This is a genomic window from Micromonospora sp. URMC 107 (genome assembly GCF_051386315.1).
Lineage (GTDB): Bacteria > Actinomycetota > Actinomycetes > Mycobacteriales > Micromonosporaceae > Micromonospora.
In genome coordinates this window covers 26065-38644 of sequence record NZ_JBPQTK010000029.1, presented here as the reverse complement: position 1 = coordinate 38644, position 12580 = coordinate 26065, and the positions used below count along the sequence as shown (strand labels likewise).

Below are 12580 nucleotides of genomic sequence, written 5' to 3'. Positions count from 1 at the left end.
CCGGGCCGTGCCCGCCGGCCACCCGGGCGGCCGGCGGGGCGTGGAAACCTCGCCGGCCGGGTATTCCCGGCGGCCATGAGCACGAGCAGCACGGCGGGCGACGGACCGGCGGCCGCGGCCCGGGTGGGCACGGTCGCGGTCGTCGCCCACCAGAAGAAGACCCTCGGCGGCGGCCTCGACGCGCTGCGCGCCGAGCTGGCCGGCGCGGTCGAGCAGCTGATCTGGTACGAGGTGCCGAAAAGCCGCAAGGCGCCGAAGAAGGTCCGCAAGGCGCTGCGCAAGGGCGCCGAGCTGGTCTTCGTCTGGGGCGGCGACGGCATGGTGCAGCGCTGCGCCGACGCCCTCGCGGGCTCGGGCACCGCCATGGCCATCGTGCCCGCCGGCACCGCCAACCTCTTCGCCGCCAACCTGGGCATTCCGGAGGACCTGCCCGAGGCCGTCCGGATCGGCCTGCACGGCCGGCGCCGCGCCCTGGACCTGGGCCGGGTCAACGGCGAGCACTTCGCCGTGATGGCCGGCGCCGGCTTCGACGGCGACCTCATCCGTGAGGCCGACCGTACGCTCAAGGGCAAGCTCGGTCGCCTCGCCTACATGTGGACGGGGCTGCGGCACGTCCGCGGCGAACTGGTCCGCACCCGGATCACGGTCGACGGCGCGGACTGGTTCGACGGCGACGCGAGCTGCGTGCTGTTCGGCAACGTCGGCACGATCACCGGCGGCATCCCGGCGTTCGACGACGCCCGGCCTGACGACGGCTGCCTGGAGGTCGGCGTGTCCACCGCCGACGGCGCGGTGGACTGGGCGCGCACCCTGGGCCGGATGGCCGCCGGCCGCTCGGAGGAGTCGCCGTTCGTGCGGATCACCCGGGGCCGCAGGATCAAGGTCCGTCTCGCGGCGCCGCGCACGTACGAGCTGGACGGCGGCGCCCGCGGGGAGACCACCAGGCTCAAGGTGCGGGTGGTGCCCGGCGCGCTCACGGTCTGCTGCCCCGGACCCGTTTCCTGAGCGAGGGGACGGGCCGGCGTCGACGGTTCGTCGGTACCGGCCCGCCCCCGACGGGACCGGTCCTACCGACCGAGGCCCGGGCGCGGCAGGAAGTACGAATCGCCGCGGCCCCGGGCCGCACCCGGTCCCGCTGCGGCGGCGTCAGGTGAGCCGGCCGCCCGACGGGGTGGCCGGCACCAGGCGACGGGTGAGCCACAGCGGCGAGGTGACCGCGTTGCCCATCACCACCGAGTGGGCGCCGGCCGCGAACGCCTGCCCGATCTGTTCGGCGCTGCGGTAGCGCCCCTCGGCGATCACCGGCACCGCCAGCACGTCGGCGAGCCGGGCCAGCAGCGTCAGGTCCGGTCCGTCGGTCGGCGGGCTGGCCGGGGTGTAGCCGGAGAGGGTCGTCGCGACGGCGTCCGCACCGTCGCGCACGGCGGCCACCCCCTCCTCGACGGTGGAGACGTCGGCGAGGATCAGCGCGTCGGTCCGCTCCCGGACCGCCCGGACCGTGTCGGCGAAGCTGCGCCCGTCCGGGCGGGGACGGTCGGTGGCGTCCACGGCGACGATGTGCGCGCCGGCCGCGGCGACATCGAGCGCGTGCGCCGCCGTCGGGGTGATGAACACCCCGTCGACGCCCTGTTTGTGCAGCCCGATGATCGGCACGTCGACGGCGGCGCGGATCGCCCTGATGTCGGCGGTGCCGTTGGCCCGGACGGCCACCGCGCCGCCCCGGACCACCGCCGCGGCCACCCGGGCCTGGACGTACGGGTCGCGCATCGGGTCGTCGGGGTCGTCGAGCACCGGCTGGCAGGAGACCACGAGGCCGCCGGCCAGCTTGTCGAACACGTTCACGCTCTCGTCCTCTCGTCGGTGACCACGGCGGGGACGTCGTCCGCCTGCCGGCCGTGGCCGGGGTGGCCCGCCAGCCGCGCGGCGCCCACGACGACCGCGTCGGCGCCGAGCGCCGCGGGGGACAGGGGCACGTCCGCCCAGGCCGCGGGCAGCTCGGCGGTGAAGGCGGCGCGGGCGCCGGGGAGCAGGGCGTCGGCCGCCCCGCCCGCGACCAGCACCGCCTGCGGATCGAGCAGGGCGACCAGCCCCGCGAGCGCCCGGCCGAGGGCCGTGGCGGCGCGGTCCACCACCTCCCGGGCGGCCGGTTCGCCGGCCGCCGCCCGCTCGGCCACGGCCCGTCCGGTGATCCGGAGGCCGGTCTCCAGGGCGTACGCGGCGGACAGCCCCGTGCCCGAGGCGACGCCCTCCAGGTGCCCGTACCGGCCGCAGCCGCAGCGCAGCCGCTCGGCGCCGGGAGTCGGCAGGTGCCCCACCTCGCCCGCGCCGCCCCGGGCCCCGGTGACGACCCGGCCGTGCTGGAGCATCGCGCCGCCCAGGCCGGTGCCGACCGCGACCAGCAGCAGGTCCCGCCGGTCCCGGCCGGCGCCGACCCAGCCCTCGCCGAGCGCGGCGGCGTTCACGTCGTTGGTGACGCGGACCGGTCGGGCCAGCCGCGCGGCCAACTCGTCGGCGACCGGCGTGCCGGTCCAGCCGGGCAGGCTGTCGGTGGCGTACCGGATGGTGCCGGTGGCGGGGTCGACCGTGCCGGCGGTGCCCACGCCGACCGTGCCGGCAGCGCCCGGATCGAGCAGTTCCCGGGCGAGCCGCGCGGCGGTGTCCAGCACGGCCGCCGGCCCCGACCCGGCGGGGGTGGGCGCCAGGCGACGCCCGAGCACCTTCCCGTCGGCTCCGACCAGCGCCGCCGCCGTCTTGGTGCCGCCGATGTCGAGGCCCACCAGGGGCGCCGGCACCGTCATCCCTTGAGCCCGGTGTGCGCCAGGCCCTCGACGAACTGCTTCTGCGCGATGACGAAGACCACCAGGACCGGCAGCGCGGTCATCGACGCCGCGGCGAGCTGGACGTTCCACATCGGGCCGCCGTAGGCGTCGACGAACTGGGTGAGCGCCTGCGGCAGGGTGAACTTGTCCGGCGAGGAGAGGAACACGATCGGTTCCAGGTAGAGGTTCCAGCTGTGCAGGAAGGTGAAGATGGCGACCGCGCCCAGCGCGGGCCGGGACAGCGGCAGGGCGATCTTCCAGAAGGTGGCGAACCGACCCAGCCCGTCCACCCGGGCCGCCTCCTCCAGCTCGCCGGGGAGGCTGATGAAGAACTGCCGCATGATGAAGGTCGCCAGCACGCTCGGCGCCCCCAGGATCGGCACCAGGATCAGCGGCCAGTGGGTGTCGACCAGGCCCAGCTTGAAGAACATCTGGAACAGCGGCACGATCGTCACCTCGCTCGGGATGAGCAGGCCGGCGAGGATCACCAGGAAGAGCACGTTCTGGCCACGGAAGCGGATCCGGGCGAAGGCGTACCCGGCCAGCGCCGCCACCGCCAGGGTGCCGACGGTCACCACCAGCGCGATGTAGAGGCTGTTCAGGTACTGCTGGCCGAACGGCTGCAACTCGAACACCCGCCGGTACGCGTCCAGCTCCGCGTCGACCGGGATGAGCTTCGGCGGGAAGGCGAAGATGTCCGCCACCGGCTTCAGCGACGAGGTGACCATCCACCAGGTCGGGAAGACGAACGGGACCGCCAGGACCATCAGTACCCCGTAGAGCACCAGCTTGGTCCGGCGCGACAGCTCACGACTCATGGTGGACCCACCTCTTACGCATCTGCCACTGCAGCACGGTGAGCGCGAGCACGATGCCGAACAGGACGATCGACAGGGTGGCGCCGTAGCCGAAGTGGTGGAACTGGAACGCCTGCTGGTAGAGGTAGTAGACGAGGACCGTGGTCGACGTGCCGGGGCCGCCCTGGGTCAGCACCGCGATCTGCGCGAAGACCTGCAACGAGCCGACCACCGTGATGATCGACGTGAGCAGGATGGTCGGGCTGATCATCGGCACGGTGATGCGCCAGAACTGGCGCAGCCGACTCGCCCCGTCCACCTCGGCGGCCTCGTACAGCTCGCCCGGCACGCCCTGGAGCGCGGCCAGGAAGAGCACCATGTTCAGGCCGACGTTCTTGAACACCTGCACCACGACGACCGAGAACATGGCGGTGCCCTCACCGCGCAGCCAGTTCGGCCCGTCCACGCCGACGGTGTCGAGCAGGCCGTTCACGCCGCCGTTGTCCTGTAGCAGGAACCCCCACACGATGGTCCAGGCGACCAGCGAGACGACCACGGGGGAGAAGAAGAGGGTGCGGAACACGATCGTCCCGCGCAGCTTCTGGTTGAGCAGTACGGCGAGCAGCAGGGCCAGGCCGAGGTTGAACACCACCAGCCCGACCGAGAAGAGGCCGGTGGCCCGCAGCACCGAGCCCAGGTTGGTGTCCTCGGCGAGGTTCGCGTAGTTCTCGGTGCCGACGAACTCGAACGTTCCGGCCAGCACGTTCCACTCGTGCAGGCTGTACCAGACCACCAGGATCAGCGGCAGGATCACGAAGACGGCGCTGCCGAGCAGTTGGGGAGCGATGAACAGGTAACCGGTGAGCTGGTCGCGGCGGCGACTGGTCCAGTACGGCCGCGACCGGTCCCGGGTGGGCGGGGCCGAGGTCCCGCCCACCGTCGTGTCCGTCTGGGACATGGTCAGACTGCCCTACTTCGCCAGCAGCGGCTGGATCTTGGTGCAGACACCGTCGAGGACGGCCTTGACGTCCGCGTCCGCCTTCCAGAGCGGGTCGAGCCTGGCGCGCACCTGCTGGCTGAGCTCCGCCTGCCCGGCGTGACTGGGCTTGACCACGCCGTTGGTGATGCCGTCGATGACGACCTTCTGCAACTGCTCGGGCTTCAGCGTCGGGTTCGTCTTGGCCAGCGTCTCCGCGGTGAGCTGCGACTGGCGCGGCGGCGGGAAGAACTGGGCCAGCTTGGCCGAGTTGGTGGGGTTCGTCAGGAAGGCGAGGAAGTCCGCCGCAGCATCGGCGTTCTTGCTCTTCTTCATCACGCCGACGCCGGCCTGGCCGACCACGGAGTAGTTGCCCTTCGGCCCCGCCGGCAGCGGGACCAGGTCCCAGCCGAAGCCGCCCGGCTTCAGCAGCGAGGCGCGCGAGATCTGGGTGACCGTCATGGCCGCGTCACCGGCGAAGAAGTCGGCGGTCGTGCCCGGGCCGGGCAGCGCCTTGCCGGTGAAGATCGCCTTGTGCAGGGTGGTCATCGCCTCGACCATCTCCGGGGCGGCGAATCCGCAGGACTTCCCGTCCTCGCTCCACGCCTGGGCGCCCCAACCCGTCCAGAAGGTCGAGAGGTTGTCCCAGCCCTTGTAGTCGAAGTCGCGGATCACCAGGCCGGCCTTGCCAGTGGCGCCCGCGGTGGCGCCGGCGACCGTCAGCGCGGTGTCCCAGTTCCACTGCCCGGCCGCGACCAGCTCGGCCGGGGTCTTCTGCCCGGCCTTCTTGAGCAGGTCGGTGTTGACGAAGACACCGAACGGCGAGGTGGAGAACGGGTACGCGTACAGCTTGCCCCCGTCCTGCCAGAGCTTGAGCGTGGCCGGGGAGATGTCGTCGTACTGGTAGCCCTCGGTCTTCTTCAGCGTCTCGTCCAGCGGCAGCAGCGCGCCGGAGGAGACGAAGTCGGGGGCCGAGTTCTCGAACACCCAGGCCAGGTCGGGCGCGTTCCCGCCGGCGATCTGCGTGGTCAGCGTGGTGGTGTAGTTCTCGAACGGCAGCGGGTCGAACGTGATCGCCGCGACGTCCGGGTGGGTCTTGCGGTACTCGTCGGCGATCTCGTTGAACAGCTTGAGGTGCGCCTCGTTGGCGGACCAGACGGTCATCCGCAGGCTGGCCGGACCCTTGTTCCCGGCCTCGTCACCGCCACCGCAGGCGGTCAGCGCGAGGACGCCGGCCAGTGTCGCCGCGACACCGCGCACAGCCTTTCCCAATCTCATGATCTTCTCCTCAACGGGGGTGTTCAGTAGCCCGCGATCTCAGGCCAGCGCAGTTCCACGCCGGCTGCCGAGAGGCGGTCCTGGAAGTCGGCCAGCAGGCGGGGGGTGCCGCGGACCGCGCGCGGGGACTCGCCCCGCGCCAGACAGAAGTCGGCGAGCAGGCCGGCGACCTCGCCGACGTTCCACTCGACGGGGTGCAGCCGGTAGCTGCCGTTGGTGATGTGGGTGGTGCCGATGTTCTTGCCCGCCGGCAGCAGGTTCTCGACCCGCTGCGGGATCAGCGCGCCCAGTGGGATCTCGAACGGGCACGAGCCGACGTCGATGTAGTTGTCGCCGCCGGTGGACGGGTGCAGGTCGATGCGGTACATCCCGACGCCGATCGAGTCCGGGTAGGCGACCGCGCCGTGCTCGCCGCGCACGGCCAGCGACAGGTCCTGCTCGACCACCGTGTACTCGGCCCGGATGCGGCGCGACTCCCGGATGTAGGGCGCCTGCGCCAGGCCGTCACGGCTGCCGGTCACGTCGCCGCGCAGGCGCAGGCCGGGGAAACCGGTCCCGCCGTCCGGCCGCGGCGCCTCGGTCTGCATCCAGTAGAGCACCGAGTACGACAGCTCGCGGGCCTTGCTCAGGTGCCACGACGCGTTCGGCACGTCGATGACCGGGCCCTCGAAGTAGTCGATCATCGGCCAGTTCACCAGCGTGATGTCGCTGTCGTACGCGCCGTCGGTGAAGTTGCGCCGGGCGGCGATGCGCCGGAACGTCCAGAGGTTGCCGTCGCCGGGGTTGAGCCGCTGGTCGGCGTTGACGGCCAGCGGGTCGTCGTCCGGGTTGGGGGTGAAGCTGCGCTCGACGATCTCCAGGGTGCGCGGGTGCGGCGACCGCCAGGACAGCAGCCGGTCGCCCCAGAAGTCCGGCTTGTAGTCGCGCCAGAAGTCGTAGTTCGCCGGCCGGTCGATGGTGTGGTCGCCGTCGACGTGGTCGAGGGCGAAGCAGACGGAGACGGCCTGCATGTTCATCGGCTGCGCCTCGGCCGGCGCGCTGGGCTCGCCGGTGTCGGCCTGCGACTCGAAGCCGGTGACGTACTCGGTGCCGGTCAGCGGCAGCAGCTCGCCGGTCTCCGTCGCGTCGAGGACGTACGGCGCGACGAGGTCGATCCGCTCGTCCCGGTCGCGGTGCGCCACGGTCACCCCGACCACCCGGTCCCCGTCGGTCTCGGCGGCGACCGGCCGGTACGGCTGGAGCACCCTCAGCCGGCCGGAGCCGAGGAACGGCGCCAGCATCTGCTCGATGACGGCGACGGCCACCCGGGGCTCGTGGCAGACCCGGCTCACCCAGCCGGCGCCCGGGTTGAGGTCGGTCCAGGCCCGGGACCGCTCGGTGAGCGGGTAGTGCCGGCGGTAGTAGTCGCGGATCCCGGTGCGCAGGGCCCGGTAGCTCGCCGTGGCCCCGAACTGTTCGATCCAGGAGTGCTCGTCCGGCGGGACCGCCTGGCTGGTGAGCTGTCCGCCGAGCCAGTCGAACTCCTCGGTCAGGATGACCGACCGGCCGGCCCGGGCCGCGGCGAGCGCCGCCGCCACCCCGCCCAGCCCGCCCCCGACGACGAGGACGTCCGCACGCATCTGTACCACTTGCTTCCTTCCGGGTTGCACGGTCACCGCTCAGCTGCGGTGGACCGCCGATCAGGGGTGCCGAGGGTGTCGCCCTCGACGAGTTCGCAGGGCAGGAGCCGCTGCTGGACGCCGACGGCGCTGCCGTCGATGACGCTGGCCAGCACCTCGACCGACTGCCGGCCCATCTCCTCGCGGGGGATGCGGAATCCGGTGAACGCGAGGTCGGTGGGAACCGGGACCGTCGGGTCGCCGAGGGTCAGGATCGACAGGTCGCCGGGCACGCTCAGGCCGCGCCGCCGGCTGGCCAGTTCCAGCGCCACGGCGGTGGCGAAGTCCTCGACGAAGGCCACCGTGGTCCGGTCGGCCAGCAGGTCGTCGAGGATGGCCTCGGCGTCCGGGGCGACGGTCGTCAGGTGGCGGGCGCTCTCCGCGGCCGTCGCGGCCTCGACGAAACCGCGCCGCCGGTCCGCCGAGGACTCCGCGCTCAGGTCCGTGTTCAGGTAGGCCAGGCGCCGGTGGCCGCGGGCGAGGGCCAGGCCGACCAACTCGCCCACCGCCGCGGCGTAGTCGGCGCCGACGTACGGCACCGGGCCGCCGGCGTCGTCGCGGCGCCCGACGGCGACGTACGGGAAGCCGTCGCGGTTGAGCCGGTGCAGCTCGGCGGCGTCGATCTCCCGCCCGAGCAGGATGCACCCGTCGGCCAGGCGGAGCCGGTTGTCCTGGTGGAAGATGCGTCGCCGGCCGTCGACCACCGGGGCGCTGGTGAACAGCAGCAGGTCGCAGCCGGCCCGTTCCGCGTACTCCTCGATGCCCAGCAGGAAGGGGTGGAAGAAGTCGCGGCTGCCGCTGGGGAAGGCGGGCTCGTAGGTGAAGACGCCAATGATCCGGTTGAACCGCGCGGCGAGGCGGCGGGCCACGGGATCCGCTGCGTACCCGGTCTCGGCGATGGTCCGCAGCACGCGGTCGCGGGTCTCGGGCGCGATGCGGACGTCGGCGTCGGCCCGGTTGTTGAGCACCAGCGACACGGTCGCCTGACTGACGCCAGCCAGCCGCGCGATGTCACGCTGAGTGACGCGTCGGGGTGTAGAGGGCACAACGGGTCCTTCCGGTGCGGCTAATGCGTATTAGCGCTCGGCGTTGGGGAGGAGCCTGGCGGGCGGACCGGGTGTGTGTCAAGGGGTGGGCGCAGAGATTTCGCGGAGATGAAGTCCCTGGAGTAATGCGGATTAGCTCCTGACGGTCGACTCCGCCCTCACGGGTGGTTGGCCCCCGCCGGGGCCGTCGGGCCGTGGCGCCGGGGCCGGCGGCCGACCCCTTGACAAGACTCGCCCCGGTCGAGCAACATTCGAGAAGCATAGATGGTAATACGTATTAGCAATCGACCCGGGCGGCCCGCTCACCCTCGCGGTGGTCGGCCGTCTCACACAGCGTGACTTCGTGCCGCCCTGCGGCGCGACGCGCGACGTCCACAGTCGTCACCGGCGGAACCCGTCCCACCCCTCAACCGTCCGCCGACGGCCCCGCGCGCCGGCAGCCCGTCCGGGCGGCCGGGTGGCCCCCACCCCCGACAGAGCAGGAACAGCGATGACGAAAGCACCCGTCCGAGTGCCCGTCCGCGCCGCCGTGGCGGCGGCCAGCGCGGGCATGCTGGTCGCCACCGTGGCCGGTGTCGCTCCGGCCGGAGCCGACCCGGCCCTGGACTTCCCGCGCTTCACCTACGCGGGCACCGCGTTCGACAAGAGCGCCCTGACCTACAACCCGACCAACGAGTTCATCTTCCCGAGCGTCATCCGGGCCGCCGACTACTTCCCCAACCCGCTGGGCACCTACTACCTGTACTACGCCCCCCACGAACGGCCCGGCGGGATCGCCCTGGCGTACGCGGACTCGATCGACGGCCCGTGGACCGAGTACCGGGCCAATCCGCTGATCGGCAACACCTGGCTGCCCCACTACTCCACGGTCAGCCACATCTCCTCCCCGCACGCGATCTGGGTCGAGGGGGAGCGCAAGCTGTTCCTCTACTTCCACGGCGAGAACTCGATCACCCGGTACGCCACCTCCGAGGACGGCATCCACTTCGACTACGGCGGGACGGCGATCAGCCGCGACGACAGCACCGGTGGGGAGACCTCCTACGCCCGGGTGTTCGAGCACGCCGTGCCGCGGCTGGGCAGCCGGTACCTGATGCTCTTCATGGACAACCCGACCGCCGCGCCCCCCGGGCCGACCGGGCCGGTGTCCCGGCGGATCCGCTGGGCGGTCTCCCCGGACGCGCGGACCTGGACGATCCAGCCCGACCCGATCGTGACCCCGAGGGGCATCCAGGGCCCGAACGCCTCCGGCCCGTTCTTCCTGCGCTGGAACGGCCGCAACCTGGTGATCTTCCACGCGGCCGACGGCAACATGCACGCCGTGGACGTCGGCGACGACTTCGACAAGGAGGTCCACCTCGGCGTCGTGCACGACTCGATGGTCGCCGCGCCGGACCTGGGACGCTCGGCCGCGCCGACGTTCTACTTCGACGGCCGCACCGCGCACATGTACTACGAGGCCGGCGGGCGGCTCACCGCGACGATCGGCCACGCCGTCGCCACCCTGGACCAGCCGGTGCCCACCCGCGAGGTGGACTGCGTGGTGGACCGGCCGGTGCTGTGGCCGCCGAACCACCAGCTGGTCGACGTCACCGTGACGGCGGACCTGCGCGACGGCGTCCTCGGCCCGAACGCGCTCAACCTGACGGCGGTGTCCGGCGGCGACGCCGCGGACGTCAGCGACCTCACCGTCGGCACGCCCGACTTCACCGGGCGGCTGCGGGCGGAACGCGACGGCGCCGGTGGGGACAGGGTCTACACCCTGACGTACGCCGGCCACGACGAGATCGGCCGCCCGGTCGGCTGCACCGTGACCGTCACCGTGCCGCACGACCAGGGCCACTGACCGGACCGGTCGACCGGTGGACGCCGGCCGTGCCCGCACGGGTACGGCCGGCGTCCGTACGTGGACTCGCCCCCGCCGGCGCGGCCGGATACCGTACCCGCGGCGCGGGTCACCCCGCGTCGGGGCCGTCGAGCGGTGGGAGGATCCGATGCGCCTGCACGTGGGGTGCGCCATGTGGACGCACAAGTCCTGGCAGGGGCGCTTCCTGGCGCACCCGCTGCCGGCTGACGAGCGGCTGCGCGCGTACGCCGGCTGGTGCACCGCCGTCGAGGGGAACACCACCTTCTACGCGACCCCCGGCCGCGAGACGGTCGCCTCGTGGGCGCGCCAGACCGACCCCGACTTCCGGTTCCTGCCCAAGCTGCCGAAGGTCGTCACGCACGAACGCCGGCTCACCGGCGCCGACGCGGAACTGCGGGCCTTCCTGGACGCCGTCGAACCCCTCGGCCCGCGGGCCCACGCCCTCTGGATCCAGCTGCCGGGCTCGTTCGGCCCCGCCGACGTGCCCGCGCTGGCCCGCTTCCTGCGCGGGCTACCCACCGCCCACCGGTACGCCGTGGAGGTGCGCCACCCCGCGTTCTTCGACGACCCCCGGGCGGCGCGGGCGTTGGAGGAGGCGCTCGGCACGGTCGGCGCGGAATGGGTGCCCTTCGACACGACGGCGTTCTTCCGCACCCCGCCGACCAGCGACGCGGAACGGGAGGCGTGGACCAGGAAGCCGCGCACCCCGCTGCGCACCCGCGCGCTGACCGACCGGCCGATCGTCCGGTACCTCGGCCGGGACGACCCCACACGCACCGTCGAGGGCTGGCGGCCGTGGCTCGACGTGGTGACCGGCTGGCTGCGCGAGGGCCGCTCGCCGACCGTGTTCGTGCACACCCCGGACAACGCCGACGCGCCCGAGCTCGCCCGCCGCTTCCACGACGAGGTGCGGGCGCGCCTGCCCGGGGTCGAGCCGCTGCCGGAACCGGAGCCGGTCGGGCCGTCGACGCTGTTCTGACCGGCCACACCCGGCGTACGCCGGTCCCGCCCGCCTGGATCAGGCCCGGCTCGGGTCGATCAGCACCTTCGTGTGCTCGCTGCGGCCGGAGTCGAGTTCCTCGAGGACGTCCTTCAGCGACGACAGGCCGAAGGTGCCCGTGTGCAGCGCCGCCACGTCGATGCGACCCGCGGCGATCGCGTGCATGGCGCCCACGAAGTCCTCGTGGTGGTACGCCAGCGACCCGATCACCGTCAGCTCGCGGCTCTGCCAGTCGCCGTAGCTGACGCTCGAGTTCTCCAGGGGATAGCCGAGCAACGCGAGCGTCCCGCCCCGGCGCGCCAGCTCCGCCGACGGCTGCAACAGCGCCGGTACGCCGCTGCACTCGTACACGACGTCGGCGCCCAGGCCCGCGGTGAGCTCGTCCAGCGCGGCCCGCAGCTCGGCGGGCTCGACCACGTGGGCGAAGCCGAGCCGGCCCGCCAGCGCGCGCCGCGCCGCCGAGGGTTCGGAGATGATCATCGGCCCTGCCCCGGCGTTGCGCGCGTGCTGGGCGGTGAGCAGCCCGATCGGGCCGGCGCCCTGGACCACGGTGGTGGCGCCGTACTCCGCCGCGACCCGCCGCACGGCGTGGAAGGTGACGGCGGCCGGCTCCACGAGCGCCGCCTCCACCGCCGAGAGTCTCTCCGGAACCGGGATCACCCGCCGCGCCGAGACCTGCACCCGGGTGGCGAAGGCGCCGTGCGGCGGCGCGTCGGCGTCGACCCCGTTGGCCTCGGCGAACACCGTGTCGCAGTTGCGGGCGTGCCCGGCGACGCACTGGCGGCACCGGCCGCACACCGGCCCCACGCCGCCCACCACGCGCTGGCCGACCCGCAGCCCGTCCACGCCGTCGCCCACCGCCGAGACCGAACCGGTCCACTCGTGCCCGAAGACCGCCGGCGGCAGCATGTGCCCGTCGGTGTAACCGTGCACGTCCGTGCCGCAGATCCCCGTGTACGTGATGTCGACCGTCACCCGGCCGGGCCCCGGCTCGGCCGCGGCCACCTCGCCCTCCCGGAGCTCGCGCGGACCGGCGACCGCAAGGTAACGACCAGCAGACATACGGACCCCCCTCGGCGACAGCCCCAGTCTTCCACCCGATCTGCGCCACCAGGCCCGCTACCAGGAAGAATCAGCCG

Annotated in this window: 11 protein-coding genes; 3 read left to right on the top strand and 8 right to left on the bottom strand. The window is 73.0% G+C overall.

The window, feature by feature from the left end:
* The first annotated feature begins 75 nt into the window (after positions 1–75).
* Positions 76–1005, top strand: coding sequence for a diacylglycerol/lipid kinase family protein (locus ACSNN9_RS09785; protein WP_436672679.1), 930 nt, complete (start codon positions 76–78; stop codon positions 1003–1005).
* A gap of 141 nt (positions 1006–1146) precedes the next feature.
* On the opposite strand, the gene ACSNN9_RS09780 is transcribed toward ACSNN9_RS09785, so the two are convergent.
* Genes ACSNN9_RS09780 through ACSNN9_RS09750 form a run of 7 tightly spaced genes read right to left on the bottom strand, consistent with a single transcriptional unit; the run spans position 1147 to position 8574 of the window.
* On the bottom strand, positions 1147–1842 hold the full coding sequence (locus ACSNN9_RS09780; protein WP_436672677.1) for an N-acetylmannosamine-6-phosphate 2-epimerase: 696 nt from the start codon (positions 1840–1842) through the stop codon (positions 1147–1149).
* The gene (locus tag ACSNN9_RS09775; protein WP_436672676.1) at positions 1839–2792 is read right to left on the bottom strand and encodes an ROK family protein; all 954 of its coding nucleotides are present in this window, start codon (positions 2790–2792) and stop codon (positions 1839–1841) included. Before ACSNN9_RS09775 ends, ACSNN9_RS09780 begins: the two co-directional genes overlap by 4 nt.
* 2 nt (positions 2793–2794) lie before the next feature.
* Positions 2795–3637, bottom strand: a complete 843-nt coding sequence (locus ACSNN9_RS09770; protein ID WP_357875456.1) for a carbohydrate ABC transporter permease — start codon at positions 3635–3637, stop codon at positions 2795–2797.
* Positions 3627–4574 carry a carbohydrate ABC transporter permease gene (locus ACSNN9_RS09765; protein WP_436672674.1) on the bottom strand — a complete coding sequence of 316 codons (948 nt, stop codon included), beginning with the start codon at positions 4572–4574 and terminating at the stop codon, positions 3627–3629. The genes ACSNN9_RS09770 and ACSNN9_RS09765 overlap by 11 nt, the downstream gene beginning before the upstream one ends.
* 12 nt (positions 4575–4586) lie before the next feature.
* Positions 4587–5870 carry an ABC transporter substrate-binding protein gene (locus ACSNN9_RS09760; RefSeq protein ID WP_436672673.1) on the bottom strand — a complete coding sequence of 428 codons (1284 nt, stop codon included), beginning with the start codon at positions 5868–5870 and terminating at the stop codon, positions 4587–4589.
* A 23-nt stretch (positions 5871–5893) separates the two neighbouring features.
* Entirely contained in the window at positions 5894–7489 is a 1596-nt protein-coding gene (locus ACSNN9_RS09755; protein ID WP_436672672.1) for an FAD-dependent oxidoreductase, read from the bottom strand.
* A 32-nt stretch (positions 7490–7521) separates the two neighbouring features.
* A complete protein-coding gene (locus ACSNN9_RS09750) occupies positions 7522–8574 on the bottom strand; it encodes a LacI family DNA-binding transcriptional regulator (RefSeq protein WP_436672670.1) in 1053 nt (350 codons plus the stop codon).
* Between the two features lie 490 nt (positions 8575–9064).
* On the opposite strand from ACSNN9_RS09750, the gene ACSNN9_RS09745 reads away from it, so the two are divergent.
* Both ACSNN9_RS09745 and ACSNN9_RS09740 read left to right on the top strand, forming a co-directional pair.
* Positions 9065–10420, top strand: coding sequence for a hypothetical protein (locus ACSNN9_RS09745; protein ID WP_436672668.1), 1356 nt, complete (start codon positions 9065–9067; stop codon positions 10418–10420).
* Positions 10421–10592: 172 nt separating this feature from the next.
* Positions 10593–11420: a DUF72 domain-containing protein gene (locus ACSNN9_RS09740; RefSeq protein ID WP_436672707.1), complete on the top strand. Its 828-nt coding sequence runs from the start codon at positions 10593–10595 to the stop codon at positions 11418–11420.
* 39 nt (positions 11421–11459) lie between these two features.
* Here the strand turns inward: ACSNN9_RS09740 and ACSNN9_RS09735 are convergent, their stop codons facing one another.
* On the bottom strand, positions 11460–12503 hold the full coding sequence (locus ACSNN9_RS09735; RefSeq protein ID WP_436672666.1) for a zinc-dependent alcohol dehydrogenase: 1044 nt from the start codon (positions 12501–12503) through the stop codon (positions 11460–11462).
* Positions 12504–12580 lie beyond the last annotated feature (77 nt).

Excerpts from the sequence above, each read along its gene's own strand:
- ACSNN9_RS09755 (WP_436672672.1), bottom strand. The coding sequence starts at position 7,489 with ATGCGTGCGGACGTCCTCGTCGTCGGGGGCGGGCTGGGCGGGGTGGCG.
- ACSNN9_RS09745 (WP_436672668.1), top strand. The coding sequence starts at position 9,065 with ATGACGAAAGCACCCGTCCGAGTGCCCGTCCGCGCCGCCGTGGCGGCG.
- ACSNN9_RS09735 (WP_436672666.1), bottom strand. The coding sequence starts at position 12,503 with ATGTCTGCTGGTCGTTACCTTGCGGTCGCCGGTCCGCGCGAGCTCCGG.
- ACSNN9_RS09765 (WP_436672674.1), bottom strand. The coding sequence starts at position 4,574 with ATGTCCCAGACGGACACGACGGTGGGCGGGACCTCGGCCCCGCCCACC.
- ACSNN9_RS09760 (WP_436672673.1), bottom strand. The coding sequence starts at position 5,870 with ATGAGATTGGGAAAGGCTGTGCGCGGTGTCGCGGCGACACTGGCCGGC.
- ACSNN9_RS09740 (WP_436672707.1), top strand. The coding sequence starts at position 10,593 with ATGTGGACGCACAAGTCCTGGCAGGGGCGCTTCCTGGCGCACCCGCTG.
- ACSNN9_RS09785 (WP_436672679.1), top strand. The coding sequence starts at position 76 with ATGAGCACGAGCAGCACGGCGGGCGACGGACCGGCGGCCGCGGCCCGG.
- ACSNN9_RS09770 (WP_357875456.1), bottom strand. The coding sequence starts at position 3,637 with ATGAGTCGTGAGCTGTCGCGCCGGACCAAGCTGGTGCTCTACGGGGTA.